Origin of the sequence: Arthrobacter antibioticus (genome assembly GCF_030063205.1) — a bacterium.
Classification (GTDB): domain Bacteria; phylum Actinomycetota; class Actinomycetes; order Actinomycetales; family Micrococcaceae; genus Specibacter.
The window spans coordinates 167,359-183,340 of the sequence record NZ_JASISQ010000001.1; the positions used below are offsets into that span (position 1 = coordinate 167,359).

Consider the following 15,982-nt stretch of genomic DNA (forward strand, 5'->3'; position numbering starts at 1 on the left):
ATTGTGCACTCCGCTGTGCCAGTTAAGGGTCACAACAACTTCACACTAGAACAAAAGTGTCCCGACAGACTACCTTGAGAGTGTGCGTATAGACATTGTGACAAAGGAATTTCCGCCGGAGATCTATGGAGGTGCCGGTGTACATGTTGCTGAGCTCAGCCGGGTCCTCGCTGCAAAAGTTGATTTGCATATTCATGCTTTTGGTCATCTGCGAGAGCCGGACTTCCATGGGGCAGTAGTTGCATCCTATGGCAACCTCCCTGAACTCGCCGATGCGAACCCAGCCGTCCAAACACTTGGTGTGGACTTGCAAATCGTTGGCGCGATTGACGGGTCCGATCTTGTGCACTCTCACACTTGGTATGCCAATATGGCTGGTCATATTTCTGCCTTGATGCACGGGATTCCGCACGTACTCAGCGCCCATAGCTTGGAACCCCTGCGGCCATGGAAAGCTGAGCAGCTTGGTGGCGGCTATGCCATTTCGTCGTGGGTTGAGAAGACGGCGTACGAGGGTGCTGCAGCGATTATTGCCGTATCCGATGGCATGCGCCAAGACATCTTGCGCAGTTATCCCGATGTGGATCCTGCAAAAGTAAGGGTCATTCACAATGGCATCGACGTTGCAGCGTGGCAGCGTGATGAGAAGGATGACCTTGTTCGTGGCCTTGGAATTGATCCCGAACGTCCCAGCGTTGTTTGGGTAGGTAGAGTTACGCGCCAAAAGGGATTGCCGTACTTACTAAAGGCCGCTGCTGCACTGCCGCCAGAAGTTCAGCTGGTGCTCTGTGCAGGGGCTGCAGACACTCCGGCACTAGGCGCTGAGGTGAATGAGCTCATTGCAGGTTTGAGGGCACAGCGCGATGGCGTGATTGTCATTGAACGCATGCTGCCTCGCGCTGAACTAATCCAGGTCTTAAGTCATGCAACCGTATTTGCCTGCCCTTCAATTTATGAGCCACTTGGCATTGTTAATCTGGAGGCCATGGCTTGCGGCGCCGCAGTTGTTGCTAGCGCAACCGGGGGCATCCCTGAGGTTGTAGCCCATGGTGAGAGCGGGCTGCTTGTTCCGTTGGCGCAGGTAGGGGATGGGACGGGGACACCGCTGGATCCGGATAAGTTTGTCGCCGACTTTGCCGCAGCCATGATTGAAGTGGTGAATGACCCCAACCGTGCACGAGAAATGGGTCAAAGAGGTCGCCAGCGCGCAACGGAACATTTCTCGTGGGAATCGATCGTGGAGCAAACATTGGAAGTTTATAAGAGCGTGCTTCCGCAAGACTGATCATCGCACCGGCAGGGATTTACCTACAGGTTCCTATTCTTGTTCCTGTGGTGTTCTTATCTACTTTCAATGCCGTGGTGATAGCGGTTGCGGCGCTGCGTTCCCATGGGGTCGAGCAGGTAAGGGGCTGTGAAGAGCGGGATGCCGTTAAGCAGTTTCATAGTCCAGTCACTTTGGTGGACAAGGGTATGGTGATAACCGCAAAGGAGCGCCGCATTGTCAATGTTGGTTTCGCCTCCATCGTGCCAAGGAATGATGTGGTGCGCTTCCGCCCAAGGTGCCGGGATGGTGCAATCGGGGAAGCAACACCCGAGATCACGCGCAAACAGGATTTTGCGCTGTGCGGCTGTAAATAGGCGCTGATTCCGTCCGACATTGAGAACCTCTTGACCCTCTCCCCGGCCCAAACGGATTATTTCTGGGTCACATAACGACTGGTCGAATAACGCCAGTGGCACAGGACCGCTGTACTGCGTGAATGCCGTCCCGGTTCCGTCATGTCGGTCAAGGTCTTCCTGCCGGGTGGAAATAATCAACTGTGCCTTCAGCCCACCGTTCAGAGGCAGTTTGTCCGTGCGGGCGGCTAGTTTCAAACAATCCAGTAGTCCGTCAAGAAGTTTCTGTGCTCGAGTTCTATCGTCCTTGACGGCAGGGTCAGTACTCTCTGGATCGATTGGGTCGCCTCCCTCCAGCTCTTCACCTGAATCTGGGAAGGGTATTCGAACCCCATTAACCACCCAATGGTTTTGGACAGAGTCCTCTGTATGGTTTTGGACAAAGTTCTCTGCTGCCGAACCCAACCGACCACTATCATCGGCATCCATGCGCCACTGTGATGCATCAGGGGATTCCGAATAAGCATCTTGGCAGGGTGGGTCGCCACAGCCAGTCTCGTGTCTGTCAGCTTCCGCGTCACCACCGCCAGCTTCCGCGTCATCTCCGCCAGCGTGAGCGTCAAAGTCAGTACCCACAGGAGCGCCAGTATTTTTGCCGACCTGACACGCTAACTTGAGACGAGTGAAATTCGCGGCCTCTTGGCTTGTTGGGGTCGCCGACTCAGGAATAAAGGGTTTATGGCAGGCGCCCCTGACGTGATCAGAGCCTAAGGTGTCACTTTCGAAACTTCCCGGCTCTGCATCATGAGAAGTTTGGGATCGAGACGGACTAGGTGGAACAGATTGCCGTAGTTGCTCCAGCGGCCCTGGGTTCAACTGCACTGGGTCCAACTGCACTGGGTTCAGCGGCCCTACTGGAACGGTGGCGTTGATATCAGAGTGCTTATTCGGGTTGGCAAAGCGATCCAAAATCACCATGATCTGTTCATACTGCGCGATTGTCAGGTGACCACCAATCGCTATAAGTCCACGCCGAGGCTTACGGAAGTAGATACCTTGTTTAGCCACTAAATCCGCGTGGCTGGGTTTCTGGCCGTCCGGATCCAACAGGCTCATCATGTGGTTGCCTACCTGTCGTAGGAAGTCCGGGCCCTCATTCTTAGCTGTTTGAACCAAGTCCTCCTGAACGTTGTCGCACTTTTCTTGACTGATACGTCCATTCTCTGCGAGTCGGCTGGCTTCTTCGACATACTTTGAGATCAATAGCGCCTGTTCTTGAGAGACATCTCCTCTGAAAAACGCTTCGCCAAGCTTTGGTTGTTCAGTCGGTGCGATCTTAGCGGTCACAGTATCCATAACTGGTAGGAGGACCTCAGCCAATCGGATTCGACGGCGGGCTTCAAACGCACTGATCGTCAAAGTTTGCATCAACATGTCCACAGCTCCCCGAACGCCTGTGGTGGCGTATCTGCCGGCGTCAACTCGCTGGGAGAGTTCGGCCGTGGTCTGGACGACTAGTGCCTGCCCAAAATGAAGTAGCTTTTCCAAGTCTTGCGCCCACTTAACACACTCCTTATCAGTGAGTTGACTGAGTTCCAGACCGAACGGTTCTGCGGCAGCTGGCTCCGTAGACCCTGGAGAAGACAGGTCTGAAGTTGAAGCGCTCTCAGGCTCGCTAGTAGTGGCATTAGTGGTGGCACGTACCAACGCTCCGGCAAGTGCGAGGAGTTGGTGCACATGCTCGCCAACCTGCTTCAGACCCGAATTGGACAACGAATCGATCGTAGTCCTTGCTGTTGTTCCCATATCTATATTCTAGAGGAAAGCACGGTCACTGTGAGGGGGAATCCGCGATGTGTGGACAAGCACGTGCCTGGTAGCCCTGTGGAGGAAAGGATGAATCTCGCACTTCGAACTTCGGAAAAGAAAAGTTAGAAAATGGGGAAGCTGAAGTATTGCCAACACTTCAAAGCTGACATTCGCGCAGACTGTGGATAAGTTCTGGCACGTCTGCCGCATCGAGTGTACTTTGGTAGCAAGCCAAGAGCAGGAAGTCCCGACGTTGAGACATACTGCCCACTCAGCACCACCAGTAGGGGCAACGATGAGTGCGCGCCACAGTGAAACGACAAACAATAAGAATGGTAATCCGGCATTTTGGTGTATCCATCGACGACTAACGACTCGTGCCGTGGCCATCATCTTTTCTACGCTGCTAGCTCTTAGTGGGTGCTCATCTACACCCAACATCCCTGCACCAACGGAGACAGAAAATTCGGGGAAAGCCAGCGCTGGAGTTACGACCAGTAAGGCTGCCCCGCCGCCGACCGTCGAAGCTGCCTATATGCCAGCAACTGCTGACGGGCCAGCCCAAAACGTTCCAATCCCCGTCCTACCTGATAAGGCCAAAGAATTCAGCAAAGACGGGCTCATCGCATTCGCTGAATACTGGTACAGCACGCTAGGTTACGCTTTTGAAACGGGAGATCCGGACCCCATGATGGCCGTGAGCGGACCGGACTGTAAGACCTGCGCGGCAATGAGCCAGACTGTTGTGGCTGGTCATGCAGGGGGTAAATGGATTGTAGGTGGAAAGATAATTATCGATCCGCCGCACACTTCCTTTGTGCTGACACCTAAGGACAATTACCAGGCGACGACTCTGGCGCGTCAAGAGCGTGTGCAATACTTCAACGCGGACAAATCGCTGTCAATCGATCGCGGCGTAACAAGGGCCCAAGGAGATATTCTTGTTGGGCTTTATCAAGAGGGACAGTGGATAGCGCTAACTGTGGAACACCTTGGTGGGAGCAAGGGCTCATGAGCATGTCGATGCGACGCTCGTGGCAGACCCTTTTGATCCTGACCGTCGGTTTACTCGGCACGCCTTCTTACGCATTTGCGTCTGATTCTCACGACTCTGAACTAAGTTGGGATGACACCGGTGTGGACACAGACGTTTGGAATTCAATCCCAGGAACTGACAATCTTTTCGGCGAATCTCCTGGAGTCGGATCCCAGGACCCGTATACATATGAAGCCAGGCTTGCTTGCGCAGACGGCGACAGTAGTATCTTTCCTGCATGCGCCACAGTCATGTCCTCGTGTTCTACAGGAAGTGGCAATCCTGAGGGAAAACCGGGTACAGCGATCTACTGGTACTTCGCCGAAAAGAATATGAGTCCAGCTATATGGCACTACTACTCAGGGCCAGAGTGTGTGTACGGTGAAAAGCCCCGGGATATCCTCGCGGAAATCGCTGCCCAAATCGCGCATGAGTTTCAGCGCACTCCTGTGGCCGGGGCAACTATTGGCAGTCAGCCAGGGCCCCACACGCTCCGAGGCAAGGAGACCAACGTGTATGCCGAAGCGTCAACGCAGACCTTTGCCATCACACTTCTCGGCCAGCAGGTCACCATCACAGCCACGCCCGTTGCCTACACATGGGACTACGGCGACGGCGAAGTTTGGGGTCCTACACCTGTGCATGGTGCGCCGCTGCACGTCGATCGGATCGGTGAACAGACCCAGACCAGTCATGTCTACACTGAGTCGGGGAAAATTAGCATAGGTCTCACGACGCATTTCGATGGCAGTTACACAGTTAACGATGGCCCCGTCTTACCCATCCCGGGTCAAGGCAACATTCTTTCGTCTCCGTTAGGCCTAATAGTCTGGCGTGCTGAGACCAACCTTTATGCTGACAATTGCTTCCAAAATCCACAAGGGATCGGCTGCTAGTAAAGCAGTAAGCCGGCGAATGACTGACGGCGGCTCCCAAAACAGCTTGTTTGGGAACCGCCGTCGTATTTCCCGCAGTCGGGTAAATAGCAGTACTGCCGTCAAAAACTACTTCTTGGCAGAAGCTTTAGCCCTCTGTATGAGCACCTTCTCATCCATGGGTGCATCAGAGCTGGCACGTAGCGTGCGGAAGTAGTCATGTGCCTCATCTTGGCGCTCACGCTCAATGCCCGTGGCAATCGTTGCTCTCAGATGCTCGGGGCCGTAACCAAAGGCATCTACCAGATCCAATGCGTGAGGTCGGAGCTTGGCCAAAATACGGTTGATGTATGGTGCCAAAGTGCGTGCACGTTGCATGGAAATACGCCCGTTCATCAGGTACCAGTCGAGATGTTTCTCGATCAGACCCAATCCGAATAGATCACGCAGACGTGTCAGGACCCGCTTGGTTCCGGCGTCGTCAACACGGCCCAGTGCAGTAGTGAACGCCTCCCACTGCAGAAGCTCGGCATGGGCACGTGCTGCCTCGATCAGGGCATTCTGATTCTCGTTGAATACCGCTGCACCCTTCGCCTTAGGAAGCTTCGCGGCCTCTTTTAAAGCCCCAGCAATATCGGCAACCATGCTCTGGACGCGATCCGCAAGCAACTGCCGTTGAGTGTCTTCATCCTTCAGAGCTCTTGCAGACTTCTGCGCTGAGCCACTGTCAGCAACGAACTGGCCTACCTGCCGCAGCCCCGTCTTGTTCAGTGTGAGGTCGGCGGCATGTCCTGCCACGAACCGTGCCAAGACACCAAAATCAAGGTTGCGGAAATCCTTGGAATAGTCGGCAAGTAGACGCTTGGCTACTAGCTGGAGCAGGACAGTATTGTCACCTTCGAAAGTTGCGTACACATCAAGGTCGGCACGCAGCGAAGTGAAACGGTTCTCCACCATGAAGCCAGCACCACCACAAGCCTCCCGGCATTCCTGCAACGTATCCAGTGCATGCCAAGTAGTGAGGGACTTGAACGCTGCTGCGAGCGTTTCCAGATCCTGACGATCGTCGTCGGTGTCGTGGGCGCCGGAGAACACGTCGTCGAACTTCACCAGTAGTTCTTCGTGGGCGAAGGCGGCTGCATAAGTGGTAGCCAACAACGGAAGCAACCTGCGCTGGTGACGTTGGTAGTCCAGCAAAACGACTTCCTCGGTATCTGAGGCGGCGTTGAATTGGCGGCGCTCAGTGGCGTATTGGATAGCAATCTTCAAGGCCACCTTCGACGCCGCAACTGCGGCCCCGTTCAAGGAGACGCGCCCCTGCACGAGGGTGCCAAGCATAGTGAAGAATCGACGTCCGGGGCTGGAGATCGGTGAACTGTACGTTCCATCGACAGCTACATCACCGTATCGGTTCAGCAGATTTGTGCGGGGGACCCGAACGTGATTAAACGCCAGCTGCCCGTTATCAATGCCGTTGAGTCCACCCTTGATGTTGTCATCACGGCCCTGTACCCCGGGGAGGAATTCTTTGGATGCAGGATCTCGCAATTCAACATAGAGTGCATGCACTCCATGGTTCACGCCCTTGGTGATGAGTTGAGCGAATACCACGGCTGCCAGCCCATCCACGGCTGCGTTGCCAATGTACTCTTTCCAGGCGGCTCGGAACGGGGTGTTGATGACGAACTCTTCGGAGGCCTCATCGTAGGTAGCGGTGGTGGCAATTGACGCCACATCGGAGCCGTGGCCAATCTCTGTCATTGCAAAACACCCGGGGATTTGAAGATTCATAATCCCGGGGAGCCATTTATTTTGGTGCTCTTCGTTCCCCAAGTGCAACACGGCCGAGCCGAACAGTCCCCACTGCACACCGCCTTTGATCTGAAGGGATGGATCTGCAATGACGAGTTCTTCAAAGCCGGCTACGTTGCCGCCGTGGTCGTCACTGCCGCCCAAACGAGTGGGAAATGCACGGTGCACCCCGTTCTGCTGCACCAGAATGCCCATCTGCTCAAACACCAGTTTCCGGTGTTCGGTGTGGGTCATTCCTTCAACTTTATGCAGTTCCGGCTTTCCGGCCAGCTCGCGGGCAGCCAACCTGACCTCTGCCCATCGGCCAAGGAGGACTTCGCCAAGCGCGGCAACGTCAACACTCGCATCTAGGTTGCTGGCGGCGGGAGAAAGTGGTGTCACTATATTGCTCATGATTTTCCTTCTGCTGTTGTTACTGACGCTGTTGTTACTGACGCTGCTGTTACTGACGCTGCTGATTCTGGTTCGGACTCTGAAGCTGCTTCTATTGCAGGAGCTGACGTGGGGGAGACCAACTGCCCCACGCCGTCGAAAAGCCACGTTGATATCTGCTCAGCCATGGCGTGTGAATCTGGTTTACTCGGGTCAACTGCAGTTTGAAGCCACAATTCACCAGTAGTGCGGATTAGACCGATAGCGGCTGTGGGCCAATAACCCAGCAATGGCGAGTCGGGGTCATCCATGAGGTGACGCAGCGGCTCCGTGATCATTGCTGTTACGGAGTCGAAAAATCCGCTCAATTCACCCGACTGGTTGGGATCACCATCGGCTTGGATTGTGGCGAAAAAATAAACGTTCGGTGAGGTTGCCGCCATATTCAAGTAGGCGGCGATCATGGCTGTCACGCCTTCCCTTGGCGCAGTTGCCCCCTGCCGTGCTGCAGAGATGGTGTCCTGCATTTGCCTAATAACCACAGTTCCGACAGCTCTTCTAAGTCTGGACTTGTCACCAAAATAGCGATAAAAAACCGATTTTGACGTTCCTGCGTTAGTGGCAATGTCTTCCATGGAGGCGTCCGGTCCCAAACGGTGAATAGCCCGCCGGGTCGCTTTGATCAAGTCACGACGGCGTTCCTCACGGTGCGATTCCCATCTCGCCGAGCGTCCATCAATAGCCGTGGCGGTGTCTGCTTGCCCCTCACGTCGTTTATTTCCAGTTTCACTTGAGGCAGATACAGGTGCGGAGCTGCTCCGCTCGGGCCCTCGGGAAGATGACGGCGTAGCCGGATCTTGCTGCAACATGTTCACGATACCCAGCGTATCAGGTACGCTGGGTATCAGTAACAAACGGCGTTCCCGAAGGAGAGATCTTCATGACTACACCAACTACACCAGGCAACGAATCCAAGACGATAGATTCTAGCCAGCCAGCCACCACGAGGAAGACTGCATCAGTCCCTGTGACACGCAAGGCTGTCATTGTCGGAGGCAACCGCATCCCCTTCGCACGGTCAGGCGGTGCCTACGCGCATTCGTCCAACCAGGACATGTTGACGGCCGCGCTCGATGGCCTCATTGCCCGTTTCGGTTTGGCAGATGAAGAAATCGGAGAAGTTGCCGCAGGAGCGGTGCTGAAACACTCCAGGGACTTCAATCTCACTCGCGAAGCAGTTCTTGGCTCCGCATTGGCAGCCACAACTCCCGCATACGACCTGCAGCAGGCGTGCGCCACGGGTATGGAAGCAGTCATTGGCCTGTCCAATAAGATCAAATTGGGCCAGATCGACTCCGCTATTGCAGGCGGCGTGGACTCTGCATCCGATGCACCCATTGCTGTCAGCGAGGGCCTGCGAGGAATTCTGCTTGATCTCAACCGAGCCAAAACAACGGGCCAGAAGCTGAAGATCCTCAGCCGAATCCGGCCCAAGGACCTTTCTCCCGACGCTCCCTCCACGGGTGAGCCACGCACTGGACTGTCAATGGGGGACCACCAAGCGCTCACCACGGCCCAATGGAAAATCAGCCGTGAAGCTCAGGACGAACTTGCCCTTGCCAGTCACAAGAATCTTGCGGCAGCATACGAGAACCACTTCTTCGATGACCTAATCACACCCTTCCGTGGACTCACACGCGATTCGAACCTCCGCGCCGACTCCACCTTGGAGAAGTTGGCCAAACTCAAGCCAGCGTTCGGTAAATCACTCGGTGACGCGGCAACCATGACAGCAGGCAACTCCACCCCCCTGACCGACGGCGCCTCCACAGTTCTACTGGCCTCCGAAGAGTGGGCAACGGCACGAGACCTGCCTATTTTGGCCGACGTCGTTGACGGGGAAGCGGCAGCAGTTGACTTTGTTCATGGCAAGGATGGACTTCTTATGGCCCCGGCCTTCGCCGTACCCCGACTACTGGCACGCAACGGGCTGACACTTGATGACATCGATTACTTTGAAATTCATGAAGCCTTTGCCGGAACTGTTCTGAGCACCCTCGCAGCCTGGGCTGATGAAGACTTCGGTATCCAGCGACTGGGCCTCACCGGCGCCTTTGGCACCGTGGACCGGGCCAAACTCAATGTCAATGGATCCTCGCTCGCCGCCGGACACCCTTTTGCAGCAACAGGTGGGCGCCTCGTAGCAAGTTTGGCTAAAATGCTCCACGAACGGGGTCAAGTCAATGGACGCCCGGCACGTGGGCTGATCTCGGTGTGCGCTGCAGGCGGTCAAGGCGTCGTGGCTATTTTGGAAGCACGGTAGGAACATGAGTGCAGAGAAGAACACAGCCGGTCTGCGGGACAAGGCTGATAAGTATACAGAATTCGTCAGCCGCGGATTGGGCAAGGACCTGGCCAAGCGCTTGGGTCTACCCCAGCCGGCCATCCTCCGCCGGTATCATCCAGGTGCACCTCTTGTTGAGGGCCCAATCTTGGTTATAGGCGAGGGAGCAGGGCCCGACGCCGTTGCCAAGGTGCTGCTGAAATGGCAGCAGGATGTGCGCAGGCATGCGACACCAAAACAAAAACTTGGTGCCATCGTTGTTGTCTTGGATGAGTTAGAGCACCCAGACCAGCTCTCGGATGCCATGCTCACCCTGGGCTCGGCTCTGCGGGATTTGAACAAGAACGCTCGCGTGGTCAGCATCTCACGAACTGCTACTGCTAGAGACACTCCTGCTGTAGCCGCTGCCCGTAACGGTATTGACGGCATCATTCGTTCACTTGCCAAAGAACTCCGTGCCGGAGCTAGCGCCAATGGGATTTTGCTGGCCAATGACATCTCGGCAGATTCACCCAGCGCAATGTCAGCCCTGCGCTTCTTCCTCTCCGGACGTTCAGCCTTCGTTGACGGTCAGTTCCTGACCGCATCTACGCGGGGTGAGAACGCCGAGACTGACTGGGAAAAGCCATTAAACGGAAACGTTGCAGTGGTGACCGGAGCAGCCCGGGGGATAGGTGCCGCAATTGCCCGCACGCTCGCACGTGACGGAGCAAGAGTAATCGTGGTGGATGTTCCTGGCGCCGGAGATCATTTGGCCGCCGTCGCCAATGAAATTCACGGCACAGCACTCCAGCTGGACGTCACCACGCACGATGCTGGAGAACGCATCTTAGAACATGCCATCGCTCGCTATGGCAGGCTCGACGTTGTTGTGCACAATGCTGGTATTACGCGAGATAAATTGCTGGCGAATATGGATGCTGCCCGCTGGGACTCGGTGATAGCTGTGAACATCGCCTCTCAGCTGCGTATGAATGAAGTATTTTTGGGCAGCAGTGACTTTGCGCAAAACTCACGCATTATCTCTGTATCTTCCACTAGCGGTATTGCCGGCAACCGTGGGCAAACCAACTATGCTGCCTCGAAAGCAGGAGTCATAGGTATGGTCCGGGCCACCGCTCCTTTGCTTGCGCAGGGCGGCGGCACAGTAAACGCTGTTGCACCAGGTTTCATTGAAACCGAAATGACGGCCAAGATTCCTTTTGCTACTCGGGAAGTTGCGCGTCGTTTGAATAGCCTTCAGCAAGGTGGCAAGCCTAGCGACGTCGCAGAGGCGATCGCCTTCTTTGCCCAACCCGGTGCGGCGGGTATTACGGCCAATATCCTCCGTGTTTGTGGACAAAATCTGGTGGGACAATGACATCCGAGACCATGCTGACGCACATGCCCTCACTTTCCAAGCTCTACGTCAACGCCGCAGCCATGTCAGCTAAAAGCCGGCTCATCCGCTCCGCACCCGTGGTTGCACTGCCAGCCAGAGCAGTTGAGGTGCGTGGGGTGCAGGCAGATCTGGCGAAAGTGACTGAATTCGCTCACTTGATGGGGGAGCCCGCTAGGGATGTGCTACCATCCGGCTACCTGCATGCTCTCGTTTTTCCCGTTGCCATGAGCGTCATGGTCCAGGAAGATTTTCCACTTCCACTGTTGGGCATGATTCATTTGCGCAATGAAGTGGAGCATTTTGCGCCTGTTCTGTTCACCGACGAACTCTCTGTTCGGGCATGGGCACGGGAGCTGGCCGGGCATAGAAGCGGCACAAGTGTCCAGATCGTGGCCGAACTTCACAACGCTGACGGCACGGTGCTGCTGTGGCGTGGAGTCTCAACTTATTTGGCCAAGGGCGTGTTCCTGCCTGGGCTGGATAAACCAAGCGCAGCCCCAGCCCGCATTGAATTCAATCCGCCGGTACCTACTGCGCAGTGGAAACTTGGGGTGGATACTGGCCGGGCCTATGCGGCTGTCTCGGGGGACTTCAACCCGATCCATTTGAGCGTACTTAGCGCTAAGGCTCTGGGTTTGCATCGCTCAATTGCCCACGGCATGTACGCGGCTGCCCGCGTTTTGGCCACTGTTCCACAGGCCAAACCGGATGCTTTCAGCTGGAGTATCTCCTTTGATTCGCCCGTATTCCTGCCTGCAACAGTGTCACTGGAAGTTCTTGACCACAGAACTGAGGACGGAGTGTGGCTGAACTCCGAGTTCACGGCATGGAACGGGCACACCGCCCGGAAGTACTTCAGTGGCACAGTGACTGCCGGTTGCCCCTGAAGCAAAAGAATAAGAAGAAAGAAGATCCTACGAGCGAAAACCGGAGCTATGCTTGTGCATCCCCGGGATCACCCACTGCGCCGTAACAGCACGCGGGTGGCACTCAACGTCCTAGCTGGTTCCGGCAGCAAGAACATGAGGATTTGATGCGTTGACCTCATCATTGACCATGGCCATAGTGCCGGCAAAGCTACCGGCCGCATGGGCGCCGGGCGATCCCACGGAGATCGCTTGGCGTCGTGCTGTTCGCAGTTCTGGGTGAAGTAACTGGACATGGTCATCTGCCCGGTCTAATCGGCTGGCCAAAACTAGCTCGTTACCCGGTTCACCACCTGCAACCTCTTCGCTATAGATGGCTGCAATTCGGTGTGCCACTGTACCGAGGAAACCCAACTGAAACTGCCGCCGCTCGAGGGTCTTCTCATGGGCAGACAAGTATGGCTTGTAGGGGTAGTCAAGCCACCAAGACTGCATGGCACTTTCTAGCTGCTGTTGCAGAGAGGCAAAAAGGCGCAGGATTTGTCCAACATCAGATTCAGCCCCAATGAGGTACACAATCTTCTTGCTCCTGGTGGTTGCTTGCAACACCCGGACTGTATTGAACGCCAGTGCCACTGCCGTCAAACCCCTGGCCTGGCCAAGCCGGTAATGGCCGCGAAACTCATAGCGTTCCTCGACCATGGGCTCTAGTGGCTTGCCTGACTTACCCGCTTCTGCATCGATGGTGGCCTGTTCAATCCCATAGCGAACCATGAGCCGTTCAGCGTGCTCTTGGAAGGTCTGGGCTTCGGCTGGAAACGGCGTACTCTCCGCCTTGGCCAACAGTTTGGAGATCAGCGTGAGGGTCTTTTTTGACTTTCCGCTGGCTTCGCTGTGGGACTCCATCATCTTCTGACTCCTCAACACTGGCAACCCGGGCTTAGGCGAGGATTCGGGCCCGCCATTGTGGGACATTGATACTGCTGCGAGACACTCATACGCCAGGTATAGAAACAAAAAAGACTCCTTGGGAACCTAAGTTCCCAAGGAGTCTGTCAGTGCGCGGAAAGGGACTTGAACCCTCACCCCGTTTCCAGGACTAGCACCTCAAGCTAGCGCGTCTGCCATTCCGCCACCCGCGCAGGTGATTGCCGGAGATCGATTCTTCTCTTCAGATGAATCGTTGTCTCCCGCAGCAGCGATGAAAACAATAGCACAGCTTTTAGGGGAAAGAAAAATCGTTGACTGGTACCGGTTTTTGGTCCTTGAAACACTATTAAATTCTCCGCCAAATTCGGCCGAAGGTAGGCTGGACACGACATCACCACACAAAGGAGTCTTCTCGTGAACACTGTCAGGGCCGAGGACGAAGTAGCAGGTATCTGCGCCGATCTTATTCGATTCGACACAAGCAACTTTGCCGACAATGAAGGTCCTGGTGAGCGGGCCATTGCGGAGCACACGGCGGCCCTCATCTCAGAGGTGGGACTGTCCGCGGAACTGTTCGAGTCATCCCCGGGACGCGCGAATGTCATCACTCGGATGGAAGGCACTGACCCCTCACTTCCTGCGTTAGTGGTGCACGGCCACCTTGACGTTGTTCCCGCCCAAGCTCACGACTGGAGCGTGGATCCATTCTCCGGAGAAGAACGCGACGGTTTGATTTGGGGTCGAGGCGCGGTGGACATGAAGGATATGGACGCCATGATCCTCTCCGTCATGCGCTCCATGAGCAGGGAGGGCCGGAAACCTAAGCGTGACATTGTTTTTGCATTCTTCGCGGATGAAGAAGCCGGGGGAACTTATGGGGCGCGTTGGGCGGTGGACAACCGTCCCGAGCTCTTTGAAGGGGCAACCGAGGCAATCTCTGAAGTAGGTGGATTCTCCACAGACATCAATGGAAAACGCGCCTACCTTTTGCAGACGGCGGAGAAAGGGCTTGCTTGGCTGCGTCTGACTGCCCATGGCCGGGCCGGCCACGGTTCCCATATCAATACAGACAACGCCGTGACCCGGCTCGCCCGGGCGGTTACCCGCATCGGCGATTACCAGTGGCCCATTGAGTACACGGATACTACACGCGCATTTTTGGAAGGTGTTTCAGAACTCACGGGTATTGAATTCGATGAGTCTAACCCGGAAACACTCCTGAGCCAGCTGGGCACGGTCTCCCGTTTTGTTGGTGCAACGCTGCAAAACACATCCAACCCGAGTTTTCTCAGCGGCGGCTACAAGGCCAACGTGATCCCAGGCACCGCTGAAGCCATGATCGACGTCCGGACACTGCCCGGCCAGCACGAACAGGTGCTAGAACTCATCCGTGAACTGGCGGGTGAGGGGGTTGAAATCTCAACCATCCACAACGATGTGTCCTTGGAGACGCCGTTTGCCGGAAACCTCGTTGACGCCATGATTGACTCCTTGCATGCCGAGGACCTCGGCTCCACGGTGCTTCCCTACACACTCTCAGGCGGCACAGACAACAAGTCACTGAGCCGTCTGGGCATCACAGGTTACGGTTTCGCGCCGCTTCAGCTACCTCCTGAACTGGATTTCACCGGCATGTTCCACGGCGTGGATGAGCGAGTCCCGGTTGATTCGCTCAAATTCGGTGTCCGTGTCCTTGACCGCCTGCTGAGCAACTACTAACCAACTACTAGGAAACGACGCCCTATGAGCATTCCACTGAAAGAATTACTACCTGATGAGCTGTTGGAGCGGTTTCGGGACCTGATGAGCTGTTGGAGCGGTTTCGGGACCGGGCTAAAGGCTATGACGAGCGCAATGAGTTCTTTCATGAAGACTTAGCCGAGCTGAAGGCGCAAGGATACTTGGGCATGTTTGCCTCAATGGACGACGGCGGACTTGGCTTTGGTCTGGAACAGGTCGCCGCCGCGCAACGCAGGTTAGCAACAGCGGCACCAGCCACAGCATTGGCGATCAATATGCATCTGGTGTGGACCGGCGTCGCACATTTGCTCGCATGCCGCGGGGATGACTCCCTGCACTATGTGCTCAAGGAAGCTGTAGCCGGGGAAGTATTTGCTTTTGGGAACTCGGAGGCTGGTAATGACTCAGTGCTTTTCGACTCCAACACAGTGGCCACTGCATTGGAGGACGGCAGCTATTCATTTACCGGCACCAAGATTTTTACATCCTTATCCCCAGCGTGGACACGACTGGGTATTTTCGGCAAGGATGAATCGGGAGACGAACCCTGCCTTGTGCACGCATTCATCACTCGGGAAACACCTGGGTACACCATCAAGGACGACTGGAACACGCTGGGTATGCGTGCCAGCCAATCTAATACAACCGTGCTCAACGGTGCAGTTGCACCGGCGGATCGCGTTTTTCGAAAACTTCCCGTGGGCCCCACAGCGGATCCGCTCATTTTCTCCATTTTTGCGTGCTTTGAGACGCTACTTGCCGCTGTCTATACGGGTTTGGGGGAGCGGGCGCTGGAACTCGGAGTAGCCACTGTTCACCGACGCAAATCCAAGAAAACAGGGAAGAGTTACGCCCAAGATCCGGATATCCGGTGGCGCATAGCGGATGCCGCTTTAGCCATGGATGGGCTGTACCCACAGGTGGAGTCGCTAGCCAGGGATGTGGATAATCTTGTGAACCATGGCAGCCAATGGTTCCCAAGAATGGTAGGGCTAAAAGTGCGGGCAACCGAGACGGCCAGAACCGTTGTTGATCTCATCATTCGAGTCAGTGGTGGTGGGACCTATTTCACCGGGAACGAGCTTGGCCGACTCTACCGAGACGTGTTGGCGGGCATGTTTCACCCCTCAGATGACGAGTCGGCTCATTCAACCATTGCCAACGCGTGGTTGGGGCCAATTGAGCCCTAACCTGCAC

At 55.6% G+C, this 15,982-nt stretch carries 12 protein-coding genes and 1 tRNA gene; 8 read left to right on the forward strand and 5 right to left on the reverse strand.

The annotated features are described in order from the left end of the window. Positions 1-82 precede the first annotated feature (82 nt). Positions 83-1,285: a glycogen synthase gene (gene glgA / locus QMG40_RS00740; RefSeq protein WP_283526891.1), complete on the forward strand. Its 1,203-nt coding sequence runs from the start codon at positions 83-85 to the stop codon at positions 1,283-1,285. Between the two features lie 56 nt (positions 1,286-1,341). On the opposite strand, the gene QMG40_RS00745 is transcribed toward glgA, so the two are convergent. Beyond that, complete coding sequence (locus QMG40_RS00745) at positions 1,342-3,426, reverse strand: HNH endonuclease signature motif containing protein (RefSeq protein WP_283526893.1); 2,085 nt, start codon at positions 3,424-3,426, stop codon at positions 1,342-1,344. Positions 3,427-3,964: 538 nt separating this feature from the next. On the opposite strand from QMG40_RS00745, the gene QMG40_RS00750 reads away from it, so the two are divergent. Together QMG40_RS00750 and QMG40_RS00755 are read left to right on the forward strand one after the other, a co-directional pair. Next, entirely contained in the window at positions 3,965-4,444 is a 480-nt protein-coding gene (locus QMG40_RS00750; RefSeq protein ID WP_283526895.1) for a DUF6318 family protein, read from the forward strand. 395 nt (positions 4,445-4,839) lie between these two features. Next, complete coding sequence (locus QMG40_RS00755) at positions 4,840-5,361, forward strand: hypothetical protein (RefSeq protein WP_283526897.1); 522 nt, start codon at positions 4,840-4,842, stop codon at positions 5,359-5,361. Between the two features lie 108 nt (positions 5,362-5,469). On the opposite strand, the gene QMG40_RS00760 is transcribed toward QMG40_RS00755, so the two are convergent. Both QMG40_RS00760 and QMG40_RS00765 read right to left on the reverse strand, forming a co-directional pair. Then, a complete protein-coding gene (locus QMG40_RS00760) occupies positions 5,470-7,545 on the reverse strand; it encodes an acyl-CoA dehydrogenase family protein (protein WP_283526898.1) in 2,076 nt (691 codons plus the stop codon). Next, positions 7,542-8,393 (reverse strand): TetR/AcrR family transcriptional regulator, encoded by an 852-nt coding sequence (locus QMG40_RS00765; protein ID WP_283528550.1) that lies wholly within the window; start codon positions 8,391-8,393, stop codon positions 7,542-7,544. Before QMG40_RS00765 ends, QMG40_RS00760 begins: the two co-directional genes overlap by 4 nt. 71 nt (positions 8,394-8,464) lie before the next feature. On the opposite strand from QMG40_RS00765, the gene QMG40_RS00770 reads away from it, so the two are divergent. Genes QMG40_RS00770 through QMG40_RS00780 form a run of 3 tightly spaced genes read left to right on the forward strand, consistent with a single transcriptional unit; the run spans position 8,465 to position 12,136 of the window. Then, complete coding sequence (locus QMG40_RS00770; protein ID WP_283526900.1) at positions 8,465-9,847, forward strand: acetyl-CoA C-acetyltransferase; 1,383 nt, start codon at positions 8,465-8,467, stop codon at positions 9,845-9,847. A 4-nt stretch (positions 9,848-9,851) separates the two neighbouring features. Then, on the forward strand, positions 9,852-11,228 hold the full coding sequence (locus QMG40_RS00775; protein ID WP_283526902.1) for a 3-oxoacyl-ACP reductase: 1,377 nt from the start codon (positions 9,852-9,854) through the stop codon (positions 11,226-11,228). Next, a complete protein-coding gene (locus QMG40_RS00780) occupies positions 11,225-12,136 on the forward strand; it encodes a MaoC/PaaZ C-terminal domain-containing protein (RefSeq protein WP_283526904.1) in 912 nt (303 codons plus the stop codon). The genes QMG40_RS00775 and QMG40_RS00780 overlap by 4 nt, the downstream gene beginning before the upstream one ends. A gap of 111 nt (positions 12,137-12,247) precedes the next feature. Here the strand turns inward: QMG40_RS00780 and QMG40_RS00785 are convergent, their stop codons facing one another. Further along, positions 12,248-13,024 (reverse strand): DUF2786 domain-containing protein, encoded by a 777-nt coding sequence (locus tag QMG40_RS00785; RefSeq protein WP_283526906.1) that lies wholly within the window; start codon positions 13,022-13,024, stop codon positions 12,248-12,250. Positions 13,025-13,174: 150 nt separating this feature from the next. Beyond that, positions 13,175-13,257, reverse strand: a tRNA-Leu gene (locus QMG40_RS00790). A gap of 202 nt (positions 13,258-13,459) precedes the next feature. On the opposite strand from QMG40_RS00790, the gene QMG40_RS00795 reads away from it, so the two are divergent. After that, positions 13,460-14,764, forward strand: coding sequence for a M20/M25/M40 family metallo-hydrolase (locus QMG40_RS00795; RefSeq protein ID WP_283526908.1), 1,305 nt, complete (start codon positions 13,460-13,462; stop codon positions 14,762-14,764). Positions 14,765-14,853: 89 nt separating this feature from the next. Continuing rightward, positions 14,854-15,975, forward strand: coding sequence for an acyl-CoA dehydrogenase family protein (locus tag QMG40_RS00800; protein ID WP_349361593.1), 1,122 nt, complete (start codon positions 14,854-14,856; stop codon positions 15,973-15,975). Positions 15,976-15,982 lie beyond the last annotated feature (7 nt).